Origin of the sequence: Geofilum rhodophaeum (assembly GCF_002210225.1) — a bacterium.
GTDB lineage: Bacteria > Bacteroidota > Bacteroidia > Bacteroidales > Marinilabiliaceae > Geofilum > Geofilum rhodophaeum.
In genome coordinates, this window is the sequence record NZ_MWUJ01000014.1 from 37,608 (window position 1) to 53,967 (window position 16,360).

11 protein-coding genes and 2 tRNA genes are annotated in these 16,360 nt (G+C 52.0%); 9 read left to right on the forward strand and 4 right to left on the reverse strand.

The window, feature by feature from the left end; genetic code table 11:
* From B4W65_RS12510 to B4W65_RS12520, 3 genes are read left to right on the forward strand one after another with little or no spacing between them, the layout of a single operon-like run.
* Positions 1-1,263, forward strand: coding sequence for a quaternary amine ABC transporter ATP-binding protein (locus tag B4W65_RS12510; RefSeq protein ID WP_088655505.1), 1,263 nt, complete (start codon positions 1-3; stop codon positions 1,261-1,263).
* The gene (locus tag B4W65_RS12515; RefSeq protein ID WP_088655506.1) at positions 1,251-2,117 is read left to right on the forward strand and encodes an ABC transporter permease; all 867 of its coding nucleotides are present in this window, start codon (positions 1,251-1,253) and stop codon (positions 2,115-2,117) included. The genes B4W65_RS12510 and B4W65_RS12515 overlap by 13 nt, the downstream gene beginning before the upstream one ends.
* A gap of 2 nt (positions 2,118-2,119) precedes the next feature.
* The gene (locus B4W65_RS12520) at positions 2,120-2,983 is read left to right on the forward strand and encodes a glycine betaine ABC transporter substrate-binding protein (RefSeq protein WP_205741274.1); all 864 of its coding nucleotides are present in this window, start codon (positions 2,120-2,122) and stop codon (positions 2,981-2,983) included.
* Between the two features lie 68 nt (positions 2,984-3,051).
* On the opposite strand, the gene B4W65_RS12525 is transcribed toward B4W65_RS12520, so the two are convergent.
* Both B4W65_RS12525 and B4W65_RS12530 read right to left on the reverse strand, forming a co-directional pair.
* Positions 3,052-3,136, reverse strand: a tRNA-Leu gene (locus tag B4W65_RS12525).
* A gap of 8 nt (positions 3,137-3,144) precedes the next feature.
* Positions 3,145-3,217: transfer RNA gene (locus B4W65_RS12530), tRNA-Gly, on the reverse strand.
* 178 nt (positions 3,218-3,395) lie between these two features.
* On the opposite strand from B4W65_RS12530, the gene B4W65_RS12535 reads away from it, so the two are divergent.
* Positions 3,396-4,421, forward strand: a complete 1,026-nt coding sequence (locus B4W65_RS12535; RefSeq protein WP_088655507.1) for a glycoside hydrolase family 16 protein — start codon at positions 3,396-3,398, stop codon at positions 4,419-4,421.
* Positions 4,400-6,238 (forward strand): peptidase U32 family protein, encoded by a 1,839-nt coding sequence (locus B4W65_RS12540; protein ID WP_088655508.1) that lies wholly within the window; start codon positions 4,400-4,402, stop codon positions 6,236-6,238. Before B4W65_RS12535 ends, B4W65_RS12540 begins: the two co-directional genes overlap by 22 nt.
* A 12-nt stretch (positions 6,239-6,250) precedes the next feature.
* Here the strand turns inward: B4W65_RS12540 and B4W65_RS12545 are convergent, their stop codons facing one another.
* Positions 6,251-8,299 (reverse strand): TonB-dependent receptor, encoded by a 2,049-nt coding sequence (locus B4W65_RS12545; RefSeq protein ID WP_088655509.1) that lies wholly within the window; start codon positions 8,297-8,299, stop codon positions 6,251-6,253.
* Between the two features lie 159 nt (positions 8,300-8,458).
* On the opposite strand from B4W65_RS12545, the gene B4W65_RS12550 reads away from it, so the two are divergent.
* Genes B4W65_RS12550 through B4W65_RS12565 form a run of 4 tightly spaced genes read left to right on the forward strand, consistent with a single transcriptional unit; the run spans position 8,459 to position 13,849 of the window.
* Complete coding sequence (locus tag B4W65_RS12550) at positions 8,459-9,538, forward strand: hypothetical protein (protein WP_088655510.1); 1,080 nt, start codon at positions 8,459-8,461, stop codon at positions 9,536-9,538.
* Between the two features lie 19 nt (positions 9,539-9,557).
* Positions 9,558-11,336: an aminopeptidase P family protein gene (locus B4W65_RS12555; RefSeq protein WP_088655511.1), complete on the forward strand. Its 1,779-nt coding sequence runs from the start codon at positions 9,558-9,560 to the stop codon at positions 11,334-11,336.
* A gap of 26 nt (positions 11,337-11,362) precedes the next feature.
* Positions 11,363-12,781, forward strand: coding sequence for a redoxin domain-containing protein (locus tag B4W65_RS12560; RefSeq protein ID WP_088655512.1), 1,419 nt, complete (start codon positions 11,363-11,365; stop codon positions 12,779-12,781).
* Positions 12,782-12,817: 36 nt separating this feature from the next.
* A complete protein-coding gene (locus tag B4W65_RS12565; protein ID WP_088655513.1) occupies positions 12,818-13,849 on the forward strand; it encodes a DUF4465 domain-containing protein in 1,032 nt (343 codons plus the stop codon).
* A gap of 23 nt (positions 13,850-13,872) precedes the next feature.
* Here the strand turns inward: B4W65_RS12565 and B4W65_RS12570 are convergent, their stop codons facing one another.
* On the reverse strand, positions 13,873-16,107 hold the full coding sequence (locus B4W65_RS12570) for a T9SS type A sorting domain-containing protein (RefSeq protein ID WP_088655514.1): 2,235 nt from the start codon (positions 16,105-16,107) through the stop codon (positions 13,873-13,875).
* Between the last annotated feature and the right edge of the window lie 253 nt (positions 16,108-16,360).

The following is a 16,360-nucleotide window of genomic DNA, read 5'->3' on the forward strand; positions in this document are numbered from 1 at the left end:
ATGGCTGAAACGAACAGAAACGTAAAAATTGCGGTCAAGGATCTGACGCTTATTTTCGGAAAGAATAAAGCGCAGGCCCTGGACATGCTCAACAAGGGACACTCAAAGACCGAGATCCTGGAAAAAACGAAGTGTACCATTGGGGTCAGCAAGGCCAATTTTGAGGTTTACGAGGGCGAAATATTTGTGGTAATGGGCCTTTCGGGCAGCGGAAAGTCAACCTTGATCCGTTGCTTAAACCGTCTGCGTAAGCCCACCGATGGCCAGGTATGGCTCAACGGTCAGGACATTACCAAGGAGACCAACAACGAGCTTTTGGAAACGCGCCGTACCGAAATGAGTATGGTATTTCAAAACTTCGGCTTGTTGCCGCACCGCAGCATTATTGAGAATGCAGCCTTCGGCCTCGAAATACGGGGCGAAGATAAGGAAAGCCGCTTGGCCAAAGCGCAAAAAGCTTTGGAGACGGTGGGACTGCAAGGATACGAAAACCAATATCCTTCTGAGTTGTCGGGAGGTATGCAGCAGCGGGTGGGACTGGCCAGAGCTTTGGCCAACGATCCGGAGGTGTTGCTGATGGATGAAGCTTTTTCGGCCCTGGACCCGCTCATTAAATCCGACATGCAGGATGAGCTGCTGGCCATTCAGGAAAAGGTTCAAAAAACCATCGTCTTTATTACCCACGATTTGGACGAAGCCATTAAGCTGGGCGACCGCATCGTGATTATGAAAGATGGGGTAATTGAGCAAATTGGTAACGCCGAGGAGATAATGACGCATCCGGCCAGCGAATATGTAGAGGCTTTTGTGGAGAAGGTGGATCGCAAGACCATCATCACGGCAGAGTCGCTCATGTTCAAAAAACCAACCGTTGTGCAGTACGAAAAAGACGGCCCGGAAGTCGCCCTTCGCAAGATGCGCTCGGCCTCGCTGGATGTACTCCCCGTGGTGGATAAGCACAAAAAGTTTTTGGGTTTTGTGTGGCTCAACGATCTCATTGAGCTCACCAAAAACAAGACGCAAAAAATTGATGAGGCCATCAAGACGGAGGTCCACAGTGTGCAAAAGGAGTTCACCGTTGAAGACATGTTGCCCCTGATTTCCGGGATGCGCTCTCCCCTGGCGGTGGTGGATGAGAAGGATGGCAGACTCGAGGGCATCGTCTCTCAGACCTCCATCATTATCGAAGCCACCAAATACGACAAAAAGGAGATTAAGGATTTACAGGAACAAGCTAAAGAACTATTCAAATGGACAAAGTAATCGATTTAGGAAAACACATCGAGCAAGGGATCAATGCACTCGAAAGCAATTTTTCCTTTTTGTGGTCGGCCATTGATGAGGGCATTTCGTGGACCGTCGACACCATGAACGACGGCTTACTGGCCACCCCCTTTTGGATCATCATCTTGCTTGTTGCGGCCTTTGCCTACTATCTTAATGCGGGAACCAAAAGTTTCACCCGGGCAGGATTCAAAAAGGGAGTCGGCATTGCCGGGTTCATCATTTTTGGCTTCCTCCTCATCTATTTGATGGGCTATTGGAAGGAAACCATACAAACCACCACCCTGGTTTTGGTGGCTACCCTGATTGCCTTGCTGCTGGGCATACCCATTGGAATATGGACCGCCCGCAGCAAATGGGCAGACACCCTGATCAGGCCCCTGCTGGATTTTATGCAGACCATGCCGGCCTTTGTCTATCTGATTCCGGCCATCTTCTTTTTCAGCGTAGGCAACACCCCGGGTGTAATAGCCACCATCATTTTTTCCTTGCCACCGGCGGTGCGCCTGACCAAACTCGGCATACAAAACGTGCCCGGCGAGGTCATTGAAGCCGGCTATGCCTTTGGTGCCACGGAGAAACAAATTCTGTATAAAATCCAATTGCCCCTGGCCATGCCCTCCATATTGGCGGGTGTCAACCAGGTTATTCTTTTGTCGCTGTCGATGGTGGTGATTGCCTCCATGGTGGGAGCCAGAGGATTGGGCAGCATTGTTTACAGAGGCATTCAACAAAACAATGTAGCCTTAGGATTTGAGTCGGGTCTGGGTATTGTCATCCTGGCGATTATCCTGGACAGAATAACACAATCTATCGGACGTAAAAACAAATAAAAATGAAGAAAATGATTAATTTGAAGAAAATCAGCGGACTGCTTTTAGCCGCAGCCATGGTCTTTGGCCTTGGTTCATGCAACAGCCAAAAGGGCAACGACGCAGTAAAAGTCACCATTCTTTACCCCAACTGGTCAGAAGGCATCGCCATGTCGCATCTGGCTAAAGTTGCCCTGGAGGCAGATAGTTTTGAAGTGGAACTGATCAATTTGGAACCAGGTCTGATTTTTGGCGAGCTCTCCAAGGAGAACTCCAAAGGAGATGTTTTCCTGGATGCGTGGTTACCTCACACCCATGCGCCCTATTGGGAAGATTATGGCGACGATTTGGTTATGATGGGAAAAATATTCGAAGGCGGTACTACCGGTCTGGTTGTACCCAGCTATGTACCCATCAACTCCATTGAGGAATTGAATGCACATAAAGAGCAATTTGATGGTGAAATCATCGGTATTGGCAGCGGGGCAGGCATTCATGCCGCCACCCTTAAGGCCATCGACGAATACGAGCTGGACTTTGAGCAGATCACCTCCAGCGGACCGGCTATGGTGGCCAGCATTCAAAAAGCCGTTAGAGACGAGTCTTGGATTGTTGCTACCGGATGGAAACCTCATTACAAGTGGGCCAACTTCGACCTTAAGTACCTCGAAGATCCCAAGGGCGTTTATCCCACCGACTACATTGGCATTGTTTCGCGCAAAGGTTTTGAAGAAGATAAGCCTGAGGCAGCCCGGTTTTTCAAGAATTTTAAACTGAGTGAGGAGCAATTGTATGCTTTGATGGATGCCGTGGACAAGAACGGCGAAGAAGCCGGAGCAAAAGCCTGGTACAACGCAAACAAAGCCCTGGTTGACGGCTGGAAATAGCCTGAAATGAAGCAGCTGAGGATTATAAAAAAACCTTCTAAACATTTGATGTTTAGAAGGTTTTTTTGTGCCCAGAACAAGACTCGAACTTGCACGCCGTAAACCGGCACCAGCCCCTCAAGCTGGCGTGTCTACCAATTTCACCATCTGGGCAAAAGAAGAGCGAAAGACGGGACTCGAACCCGCGACCCCGACCTTGGCAAGGTCGTGCTCTACCAACTGAGCTACTTTCGCGTTTCAAAATTGCGTGGCAAAGGTATAAAAAATAACCAATCTCCAAAACCCCGACCGCAAAATTATTTCAATTTACTCCATTTCGTGATTTTTTACTAATTTGCCGCACCAAACTAAAACCACATGCGTTCTTATTACGTATGCAACTAGCGCAAAAGCTCATTAAACCGAACCAACTATGGCCAATATCTTTGGAATTCAACTGGGAAGCAAATTCAAGTCCACCAAAAAGATTGAAGCAGAACGCAGCAGTCTGCAAAGCGACTACGAAAGATTCAATACCCTTGCCGCCTCGGACAAGCTGCAACGCTTCCAGGAACTGGATCCTCTGGTACACTCCGGAGAATTTCAAAAGAAAGTACGCGAATACAAGCGCAAGGAGTACAAGCAGAGCGAGGAATACCATCAAATAAAGGAACATAAGGCGCTGAGTAAGGACAAGGACCTGAAATGGTATCAGGCTACCAAAAGGAACTACCCCTTTAAGGAGCTTGAAAAATGGGAAATTACTTTTGAAGACGACTTCGACAGTGCGCGACTCGACAGCTCAAAATGGATGACCTCCTACTACTGGGGCAAAGCCCTGATGAACGACTCCTACGTACTGGCGGGCGACAAGCAAAACTTCAACGACGACAACATTGAGCTGCGCGACAGTATGGCACGCATCCACGTAAAAAAAGAAGAAAGCAAGGGCAAAGTTTGGGACACCACCCACGGCTTTTTAATTCACCCCTTTGCCTACAGCTCAGGTTTGATCAGCACCAGCCAGAGTTTTCGCCAAAAACACGGCCGTTTCGAGGCCAAAATACGCTTCAGCAGCGCCTGGCCCCTCTTGCATGCCTTTTGGATGGTGGGCGAAAGCATGACCCCTCAAATCGACATCTTCAAAACCTCTTTCCGCAAGAATTCTCTGGTGGAATGCGGTCTGCATACCGGAGAAAAAGAGCAGAAGAGCAGCAAAATGCGCAAAATTAACGGCGCTAAGTTTGCCGGCAACTTCTTTATTTACAGTCTCGAATGGTCGCCCGAAAGCCTTATTTGGCGCATCAACGGCAAGGAGGTGCATCGGCAGACCAACAACATTCCGCAGGAAAGCATGTACCTGACCTTCAGCACTACCCTGCCAGCCGAACCAAAGGACAAGCAGGTGCCGGGATTGATGGAAATTGACTGGGTCAGATGCTACCGGAAGAAGGACTAACTCGTACGCTCGAGCTCCTGGCCCCGGCCAGAGATGCCGACACAGGAATTGCCGCAGTAGACCACGGAGCAGATGCCATTTACATAGGCGCCTCGCAATTTGGCGCACGCAAACAAGCCGGGAACTCCCTTCAGGAGCTGTCCCGGCTACTTGCCTATGCCCACCGCTTTAAGGCACGGGTGTACGTCACCCTCAACACCCTGTTGTACGACAACGAACTGGAAGCGGCGCATAAACTCATTTGGGAACTTTACCAACTGGGCGCAGACGCCCTTATTGTGCAGGACATGGGCATTTTGCAAATGGACCTGCCTCCCCTGCCCCTGCATGCAAGCACGCAGACCAACAACCGCAGCCTCGAGAAAGTACAATTTCTGGAACAGGCCGGTTTTCAGCAAGTGGTCCTGGCCCGCGAACTCAGTCTGCAACAAATTGCCCACATCAGCCAAAACACCCGTGTACCGCTCGAATTCTTTATCCATGGGGCCCTGTGTGTGTCGTACAGCGGACAATGTTACATGAGTCACCACCTGAACGGACGCAGCGCCAATCGTGGCGAATGCAGTCAACCCTGCCGCTTTGCCTACGACTTGCAGACCGAAGACGGCAAGACCCTGGTACGCGATCAACACCTCTTGTCGCTGAAGGATCTCAACCTGTCGCACCAACTGCAGCAGTTGGTGGATGCCGGCATCAGCAGCTTTAAAATTGAAGGACGTTTGAAGGATCCGGCCTATGTAAAAAACATCACCGCCCATTACCGGCGTCTGCTCGATAACCTCATCGAGCAGGATGTCCGACTCCGTCGCAGCTCCTCCGGGAGGGTGCAAACCGCCTTCACACCCGAACCACAAAAATCCTTCTCACGCGGCTTCACCACCTATTTTGTGGAAGGACGCCAAAAAAGCATCTGGTCGCCCCACACCCCCAAATCACTGGGCGAGAAAATAGGACGGGTACGCAAGGTACAGTCCCACCACTTCGAACTGGAGAACGGAAATCTGCTGAACAACGGCGACGGACTCTGCTTTTTAAACCGGAAGCAGAAACTGGTGGGACTAAGAGCCTCGCGGGTGGAAGGACAGAAGGTGTATGGCGACCGGCTGCAGGAGCTTTATGCCGGAGCAGTAATCTACCGCAATCAGAACAACGACTTTGAAAAGCAGGTCGATAAGAGTCGTGAGACCCGAAAAATAGCCATCCGACTGCTCCTGAAACAGCAAGGCAGCACCTTCAGTCTGCAATTGACCGATGAAGACGGACTGCAAAGCGAGGTACAACAAACCTTTGTGGCGGAAGCGGCTGAAAAGGCTGAAAAATCGCTGCAACAAATCCAGCAACAACTGGCCAAATGGGGCGGCACCCCCTTCGCGTTGGAGAGTCTGGTGTGCGACTGGCAGCAAGTCCCCTTTTTACCCGCGGGCTTTCTCAACCAATTGCGTCGGCAAGCCGGCGAAAAGCACCTGCAACTGCGAGACGCCACCTACGAGCCACCACGCTTTGTGCTGCAACGCAGCACCCATCCCTACCCCGAAAACTGCAGCGATTACCACAGCAACATCACCAACCAATTGGCCAGAGACTTTTACCGCCAGCACGGCTGTGAAACCCCTGCACCGGGTTTTGAACTGGAAGCACCCAAGGGTCCTAAAAAAGTCATGACCACCAAGCACTGCATTCGGCACGCCACCGACCAGTGCCCCAAAGAAAATCCCGGCGCTTCAGCAGCACCCTTGCTGCTGAAGTCCGGGAAAAACAACTACCGTTTAATTTTCGATTGTAAAAACTGTGAAATGCAGGTCTTTACACAGGATTAAGGGCGGGGCGACCTAGCGGGGGAACCTGCAACGCAGGCCCACTTTAAACCAACGGCCGGGCTGCTCCAGCTCGCCCAAATCGGCATAACGCACATCGGCCAGATTGGTCACCTCAGCATACACCTGCCACCACGAACGGGCGTAACGCACCCGCACATCGGTGAGCCAAAAAGGCGAGTAAGCCACATCCGAGCCGGTGAGCGACGAACGGTAAAAACCCTCCCGATCGCGCCACTGCACATTCCACTGTGCCGAAAGGCCCGGTAGGCCCAGGGAGTGGGCCAGACTCACATTCAGCTTATTGCGCAGATGGTCGAGCACGTAGTACGACTCATAGCCATCGCGCGCCTCTAAATCCTGCCAGACATAGGCATAAGTCGCCCGCAAATCCTGCAGCGGACCCTCCGACCACCATCCACGCAAGTCCACCTGCGCAGCCAGTTCCAGTCCCAAAGCCTCCACACGGTTAATGTTCGAGGTGGTATATTTGTCCTCCCCCGGCTGGCGTCCCCAGTCAATCATATTTTTACCCACCCGGTAAAAGCCCCCCAGCTGCACATCGGCCGTTCGTGGCCGCCAGCGAAAGGAAGTCTCCACGGTACGCGCCTCCTCAGGCTGCAGGTTGGGGTTGCCCTGGTTGGTGGGACCGGAATAAAACAAATCGGTAAAAGTGGGCAAGCGCAAGGAATGGTTGTACGAAGCCATCCACTTGAGCTCAGGCAACAGCCAGTAGCTGACATCCACGCCCGGAAACCAATCGAGGCCATAGCCACTCTGCGAAGCCCGGTTGAGCAAGACCCCGCCCGAAAGGTTAAAGCGCCCCAGCAGTACATTGTGCTCGGCAAAAATGGAAATATTGCCCCGGTGAAAGTGGCGCGTAAACTGGCCCTCCGGCTCGCCGGGCACTTCCATAGGGGCATCCATAGGCAAGCCCAATACATTGCTCCAAACAGCCTCACCCCTCACCTCGCCGCCCAGCGAAGTGGTACCTGCCGCCCAGCTGGTAGAGGCATTGACCGAAGCCCCTGCCACATCGGTCATGTGGTAATTGTGTCCCTGGTACCAATCGGGCCGCTCGTAACCCTTCCTGAACAATTCAAAGCGATCGTGGTGTCGTCGCCAATACACAGTGGGGCGCAGCTTAATGCGCCCCCCGCTTTCCATCGACAAGGCCCCAAACAGCGTGCGGGTAGCCTCAAACTGGTTGGGGTAGGTGGCCGAGTAGAAGGAATTGGCCCCAAAATCCTTTTCGTTGTAGCCCAACTGAAGCAACAACTTATCCGAGCCCAGTTTCAACTGACCCGAATAAAAAAGATTCAGCAAGTCAAAATCGGTATTGGCCCGGTACCCGTCGCTGCCTCCTTTCTGCACCGCCAGGTAATGGCCCAAAGCACCGCTTTGGGCACGCACGGACGCTGAGGTACTGTAAAGGGCGTGACTGCCGCCTTGCAGCGACACCTCCACGCCCTGTCCTTTGGCCTCCGTCGTTATAAAATTAATGGCCCCATTAAAGGCATTGGGACCATATACCCGGGCAGCCGGACCCTGAAGGACCTCTACCCGGTCGATCGACGCTAAGTCTACCGGCAAATTAAGGGCGTGATGCCCGGTTTGCGGATCGGTAATATTAACCCCGTTGAGCAGAATCATCACCTGATCAAACGACCCGCCGCGCATACTCACATCGGCCTGCATACCCAGCGGTCCCCGCTCCCGCACATCCACACTGGCGGCCATGCGCAGCAACTCAGGCACACTCTGCACCGGCATACTTTCGATTTGGGCCCTCGACAGCACAGTAACCACCCGTCCCGCCTCAGCGTATAAGGTTGGGGCGCGACGCCCCGCCACTTCCACCTCGTCGAGACGAATTTTAGTATTGATCGAATCGGTTTCGGTGGCGGCAAAGGTCGACAAATAGCCCAGACAGGTAAAATAACTCAGCACCAAGGCGCCGATGCGCACTTCGCGTCGCAGCGAAGCAAAAACGGCATAGCCGGTATGCTTCCATTGCTTAAAATAAACCAAGCCCTTAAGGGCAGAAAATAATTTCTTCTTCATACAAATACGACATTAAAAATTAAAACAAATGCAAGGGCCAAACGGTAGTCCAAGGCAGTTGCAGAGCGCAAATATACACATAAAGCAAAGGCGCTCTCCCTTAAAATTCCTACATTTGAACTACCTTTATTGGCACAAGTATTGCTAAACAGCTTAAACATGAATACAATAAAAGCACTTTTCCCATTCCTCTTGCTGGCGCTCGTTTTTCCGGCAAAGGATCTGCAGGCGCAGGACCAGGTGCAAGACCAAGCCCGCCGGCAGCACCAGACCCGCGACGATCAGTTTGCTGCAGCCGACGTGCAAAGTCTCAGCATCACAAACCGTCACGGCAGCATTTTTTATACGGGGTGGAACAAAGAGGAGGTCACCGTGCGCGTCCGCATTTGGGTAGAAGCGCCCAACCAGACGCTGGCCGAAGAAGTCCTGAACCTAATCACCGTATTGCAAGTCCCTGGCGGTAAGCAGCTCGATTACCGGACGGTGTTCGCCGATGAATTTTTCTCCAATTACCCCTTCGGCATCGACTACCACATTTATGGGCCCGATACGCTCGGACTGAAGCTCATCAATCGCCTGGGCAAGATCCAGCTCGAAAACTATAAGGGCCGTGCCCGGGTGGAGCTGAACTTCGGCAATTTTGAAATCAAGGATGAAAAAAGTCTGCCCGACTCACTTCACATTCAACTGACCAATGGCAATCTGAACCTGCAACAACTGCGTACGGCCAACATCCAGCACAGCAACGGCAAAGTGACCCTTGGCAAAGCCGAACAGCTGCAAATGCAGGCCGATTTCAGCACCATTCAAATCAAACAAGTGGCCGACCTGCAACTGGAGGCTACAACCAGCCATATTCAAATAGAAGAAGCGACCCATATTCAGGGTCACACCAGCAACAGCGAGCTGGAAATTGCCTACCTTGTAAGGGGTGGATTTTTAGAAATGGAACGCGGTGAAATACAAATCAAGCGCCTCAGCAACGCCATTCACGAACTGACCCTGGCCGGAAATCACACCAACATGCGCCTGCACACCGACAAAAACATGGATTATAATCTGCACGGACAAATCATCGATGGCAAATTACATTTTCCCGACAGCAAACAAATTACTATTTTAAGGGAAAATAATCTGCTGACCTTTTCGGCCAAAGCAAAGGTTAGACCGGCCAACGGGAATGCACCTGCCCTGATTCTTCTGAACAACAACAGCGACATTCACGTTTTAAACAAATAGTCAAACAAAAATCACAGCTATGCAAATATCTGAGCGACTCCTGGCCCTTCGAAACAAAATGGACGCCCTGGGCGTGGAAGCATGTATCATTCCTTCCGGTGACCCGCACTTAAGCGAGTACCCTTCAGAACATTGGAAAATACGGGAATGGTTCAGCGGGTTTACCGGTTCGGCCGGTACCCTGGTGGTAACCACCGAAGAAGCGGGTTTGTGGACCGACTCCAGGTATTTTTTACAGGCAGAGGACGAGCTCGATGCCCAATGCATTCAGCTGTTCAGAGAAGGCGACCCGGGCGTACCCGATTACACCCAATGGCTGGGTGAAGTGCTCATGCCCGGCAGTAAAGTAGCTGTCAACGGAGAAACCGTTTCGGTAAGCCTCCTGCGTCGCATCAGTCGCGAATTGCGCACCGCCCAGGTCAGCGTAGATGCGTCCCATGCGGCAGCTGAAGAAGTTTACGACGGGCGTCCCCCCATCCCCGAAAACGAAGTATTTCTGCACGAAGAAAAGTGGTGTGGCGCCAGTCGCTCCGAAAAACTGGAACAGGTGCATCAAATCATGCGCAAAAGCGGTGCCAGTCACTACATCAGTGCAGCCCTCGACGAAATTGCCTGGGTCCTTAACCTGCGGGGCAACGACGTTCCCTACAATCCGGTATTTCACGCCTTCATGATCGTAGAAACCAGTCAGGTCAAACTCTTCATCAACCCGCACAAGCTGACGGCCCAGATTGCACGTAAGCTGGAGGCCGACAACATTAAAGTGTCCCTTTACGAAGAAATTTACAAGCACATCCGCCACATTCCTGAAGACGCCACCGTGCTCTTGGATCCGGACCGGACCAACTCCGCCATCTTCGCGGCACTCTCCCCCAAGGTCACCAAAAAAGAACAACTCAGTCCCCTTACCCGCCTCAAAGCCCAAAAATCGGACACCGAGGTACAGCACCTGCGCGAGACCCTGCTCAACGACGGAGTAGCCATGGTGCATTTCCTAAAATGGCTCGAAGACCATGTGGGTAAAGAAAAAATCACCGAGCTCTCCGCAGCCCAAAAACTCAAGTCCTTCCGCGCTGCCCAGCCCGGATTCGTCGGCGAATCCTTCGGAACCATCTCCGGCTATGGGGGGCACGGCGCCATTGTACATTACAGTGTAAATGAAGAAAGCGATGTTGAATTGAAGCCCGAAGGACTCTACCTCATCGATTCCGGGGGCCAATACCACGGCGGTACCACCGACATCACACGTACCGTGCCCTTGGGTAAGTTTCCGGAGCAGGCACGCACCGACTACACCCTTGTACTGAAGGGGCACATTGCCCTGGCCTGTGCCGTATTTCCCAAAGGGACCCGAGGCGTCCACCTCGACATACTTGCACGCAAAGCCTTATGGGAGCATGGTCTCAACTACGGACACGGTACCGGGCACGGCATCGGCTACTTCCTTAACGTGCACGAGGGACCACAGAGCATCCGACCGCAAGACAACGGCATTGAAATGGAGCCCGGTATGATCAGCTCCAACGAGCCCGGGGTATACCGACGCGACCAATACGGCATTCGCATCGAAAACCTGATCCTCAGTCGCGTAAAGCAAGAAAGTGAATTCGGCACCTTTATGGACTTTGAAACACTAACGCTTTGTCCCATCGACAGCCGACTGGTCGATACCAGCTTACTCACACCCGATGAAAAAGCCTGGTTCAACAATTACCACCAAGGCGTTTACGAGCAATTGGCACCGCGTCTCGACCAGGACCACCAACAGTGGTTGAAAGAAAAAACCAAAGCAATTTAAACAAACCAAACGATTTGTCTTTTATCATGAGAAAACATATCGCTCTTTTGTTGTTGCTGGCAGCTGCAGTCGTCCTACCGGCGACTGCAGCCCAGGGGCACAACATTCAGGTACAACTCAACGGCTTTCAAAACCAGGAATTAATCCTGGGCTATTACTTCAACAAGCGCATGTACGTAACCGACACCGTACCCATCAGCGGGACGGGACTGGCCGTGTTTCAACAAGAAGAAGCCCTGCCGGGGGGATTGTATTTGTTTTACCTGCCCAACGGCAAGTATTTTGACGTTCTCATTAACGACGAACAAAACTTCAGCATCCAAACAGACACAGCCGATTTGGTTGGAAAAATGCAAATCACCGGCTCCAAAGAGTCCAGCCTGTTTCTCGACTACCAGCGCTTTTTAATGCAAAAACAAAAAGAGTCCGAAGCGCTGCGCAACGAAATTAAAGCCAACGAGGGACAACAAGCCAGGGTGGCCGACCTGAGCCAACAACTGCAAAAGGTCAACCAGGAAGTGTCCGACTATTGGGATCGCGTTATGCAAGAGCACCCCGGAACCTTCTTTGCCAGCTTCATAAAAGCTATGAAAGACCCGGAGATTCCCGATTTTGAGGTACCCGCCAATACCTCCAATCCCGACTCAGTGCTGCAGGTCAAACGTTACCACCATTACCGAGCACATTATTTCGACAATATTGATTTTCAGGACGAAAGACTTTTGCGCACACCCTTCTTTGTCAATAAACTGGAGCAGTATTTCGATCGATTACTGCCTCAGATTCCCGACACCGTGAGCGAGGCTTCCATTCATCTCATTGAACAAAGTCGCGGCAACGACGAAATGTTCCGCTTTTTGGTACAATTCCTCTTCAATCGTGCCAACGAAAGCAAAATTATGGGTATGGATGCCGCCATGGTCGCCCTGGCTGAGCGCTACTATCTTTCGGGCGAAGCCTACTGGTCGACCGACGAATTTTTGGAACAACTGCGCACCCGGGTTCGTGAAATTAAACCAACACTGCTGGGCAATACCGCACACGACCTGCAAATGGAAAGTCTCGACGGCGCCATCTACCGTTTGCACGAAGTACAGGCTCCCGTAACTATCCTGGTCTTTTACGAACCCTCCTGCGGACACTGTAAAACCGCCATACCCAAACTGTATAAGGACGTATTTTTACCCTACCGGGAGAAAGGCGTTCAGGTTTTTGCGGTTTACAGCATGGCCGACAAAGAAGAGTGGCAGGGTTTTGTGGATCAACACGGCATGTACGATTGGATCAATGTGTACGATCCTTACCATCAGACCCGATTTAGAGCCTATTACGACATCCGTTCCACCCCCATGATTTATGTCCTCGATCGCGACAAGAAAATTGCGGCCAAGCGCCTCGATGTGGAACAATTGCCGGGCTTCATCGATCACCTGCTGAAGCAATAATACAGGCTTCACAGCTCACCCAAGCAACAGCTGAAAATGAAAACTACAACAGCAAATAAGCGATCCGTACGCCATAGTTTAACGGGTCGTCTCCTTCGATCTGTCCTACTCGCCTTGCTGCTTGTTGCCGCCTCCTGCGCCAACAACGAGAAAGACATTCCGGCACCGGGGGCCCACATTAAAATGCCGGACAACGGTTTTGAGTTAGAGGTGGGCGACACCCTGCGCTTATCCCCGCGCGTTAGTTACGAAGTAGATGCCAGTTACCAGTGGCTGCTCAATAACGAGTTGTTGTCCACCGAAAAAGAACTGCTGCACCAGTCCCGGGAATTGGGACAGCTCGACTACCGCTTTGTAGTAAGCACCCCCTACGGGAGCGATACCCTAGTGATTCCTGTCAGCACCATCATTTGGGTAAATTTTCAGGAATTTGCGCTCAACAGCGACAGTCTTTGGTTGCAAATGCCGGAAAACCCTTCCAATGGTTTCAGCACCAAGAACCTCTTCTTTCCAAGCTACGGCAACCAGGAAGAAGACTGGACCGGTTTTGCACTCAGCAATCTTTCGGGACAAAGTTTCAGCACGCTCCCCTCTCCCTTTTCGGCCCATGCCCCCAAAAAAAGCGATGAAGTTTTCATGCTTATGCACCAGGACGACGAAGCCAGTGGCCGCAATTTTTATTTCCCTGACGGCAGGGAACACCAATTTCACAGCATCAGTCTGACCAACTCCGCCCTGACCTACCAATACATGCGCACGGGTCTGGAAAATTTCCCTCGCTTCGGCGATGAGAGTCAGACCGACCCCCTCGACTGGTTTTTAGTGACCATCGAAGGCTACGACAACCTGGGCAATAAAACTGGCGAAATCCCCTTTTACCTGGCCGATTTCCGTTTTGAGAACCGGCGCCGCAATTACCTTATTGAAGAATGGACGGTGGTTGACCTGCGTTCACTGGGAGCCGTTAATGAAATCAGACTGCGTCTGAGTTCTTCCAGAGACGAGCCTACGTCGGGCGCACGGCTACCATTCTACCTTTGCATCGACAACCTGAAAATAACCGGATAGACCGCTTTTGGGGCTGGGGGGGACTATTGTACCACCAGTTTTTCAACAAAGCGACGTTCGCCCATATTTAGGTGAAGGAGGTAAATCCCGGGAGCCAAAGTGCCGGTGGTCAAGGTGCCTCTGCCATTGTAGATCAGTACCTGCTGCTGTTGTACCCGCTGGCCCGACAGGGTATAAATGGAAACCCGGGCATGCCCGTTAATTTCGGGCAATAAAAGCGTTAAAGTATTTCCACGTAAAGGATTGGGAACCACGCGAGCAGCGCCTGCTGCCGGCGGTGCAACCAGCGTGTCGAGCAACTCCACCTCCGACAACAACACATCCACCCAAAAAGAGGCGGGTCCCACATCGGGATATCGCTCATCAAAAGCCAACCACTGGCCGTCTCCTCCTCGCAACCAGGCGGTATTCACTCGCTCCAGGGAGTAGGGCGACTGATACAAGGCAAAGCTGTCGATGCCGGCAGGGTAGTTCAGCTCCATGCCCACCCAAATTTGGCCACTCACTTCAAGCGGAGCAGCTAAAGATACCAGGTATTCGCGACCATCGGGCAATTGAGAAAGACGCAGGTTGTTGGCCGACCAGATCAGGTCTTCGGGCGCATCCACACCTTGCCAGATCTTCAGATTCAATTGCTGGGTACTGGCTTCGGGCACCGGCAAGGGCGATCGGGCCGGAACCACATAAAAACCATGCAGTTTGGCTTTGGCAAAGGTGCCGTACATCTCTGCAAAGGCCACATCGCGCGCAGCGTTATGTCCCGAATAAGGTCCACCACCAGTTGGCGGTGCCCACCAGCCGGCTGTTTCATCAATATGCTGGTTGGACCAGCGCTCCACCGGTTCAGAATAAAACCAGGTCCCCTCGAGGGACTGGGAATGGGTACCCTCCGGATCGAGCCAGGCCGCCAATTGGGCCTCGGCATCAGCGATATAATCCCAGGCTACGCCCAAACGGCCAAAATAATCGTTAACCGGATCGCTACAGGTGGCCCAACCACCCGACAAGTAGCCGATAAGTTTCCCCTCAGCATCAAAAAGTCCCCCGCCCGAAGAGCCGCCCTGCGTAGTTCCTTCCTCCCAACGCGCCACCTGCCAGTGTCCCTGCGGAGCAAAATACTGGAAAGTTGTGGCCACAGGGGCGCTTGCCGAACGGGACACGGATTTCACATCTCCTTCGGGATGATGAATGGAGCGCACAGGTGCCTGGGGCGACTGCGTGCGGGTCCACCCCGCCCAATAGGGACGATAGGCCGCCGGAGGCAGTTCAGACATCTCAAGAAGTGCCATATCCAATTCGCTTTTGAAGGCGCGTCGCGATGAGCCCGAAACCGTTTGAACAAAACTGCCCTCGATGGCGGCATTGCAGTTGGGCACCTGGTAATTAAAAGTAAAAACTACCGTGTTGTGCGAATCCTCCCCGGGCAAACAATGGGCTGCCGTCAACACATACGGCGTGCCGTCGTTACGACTGTTGTTCATAAGGGTTCCTGAACACAACTCGGTCCCGTCAATTATCAAGCGACAAACAGCCTGTCCGGCTGCCTGAATAAGTGGATCTTCCTCGCAGGAAACATCGGCATGGCAGGTGCCACGGCGACCAAAGCGACTGTTTTTCAAAGCCAGGAGGGAGCTCACATTCAGATAATCGTGATTGACTGCAGCTATCAGCAGGTCCGACTGCCGCTTAGACGAAGCTGCCACCACCAACTCTACAATTATTTCATCCCCGGGAATGGGCGCAGTGGCCAAAACACCGGAAGCCTGATTATTTTTTTGCGTAAAGGCACCCAACACCACCTCTTGCGATGGATTATACAAATAAAGACTGTCGCTCTCAGCGAGGGAAAAACGATCAAAAATCAGGTTAAGCGAATAGGCACCGGGCGACTGTAAAGCCAGTCGCCATACCCGGGTCCCGTCCTTTCGTTGCTGCCAAATGCCTGAGTTTTGGGGATTGTAATTTACAAAAAAGGGATGGGCGAAACGTAAGGGTTGTCCCTTACCGGCCTGTACCGCCGCGCGGTCGGCCGCCACCGATTGGGGCAAAGCCGGCATACGCTCAACCGGCACGCCGGCCTCATAGGCCTTAGTGGCAGGAAGCGAAAAAGGCTGCCCGCCATGCCCAACCTGGGCTTGCAAAGCAAGGGGACTGCCCCAACTTATTACAGTTAGGCCAACCACCAGCACCAGCAGCCTGATCTGCTGCAATAAACAAAACAAAAAACGAAACAGCATCTGGTCTTTATATTTTTTCATTTAATACCCAAAAATCAACAAAAAGTTGCAGCAGTCCCCCCACCACACACCAAACAAAGTAAAACATATTCTTCTTTAGTCCTTAATAACAAGCCCTAAACTTTTGCCCTCAGTACCAACATCAGACCCCTGCAGTTAGAATTATTCTAAATAAACCCAGGCAGGAGGGCCGAATAAAGACCCATATTATTCACATAATCAATCATTTTACCCACAACCATCAGGTTTTCAAATGAAAATCCTACCCTTTCAA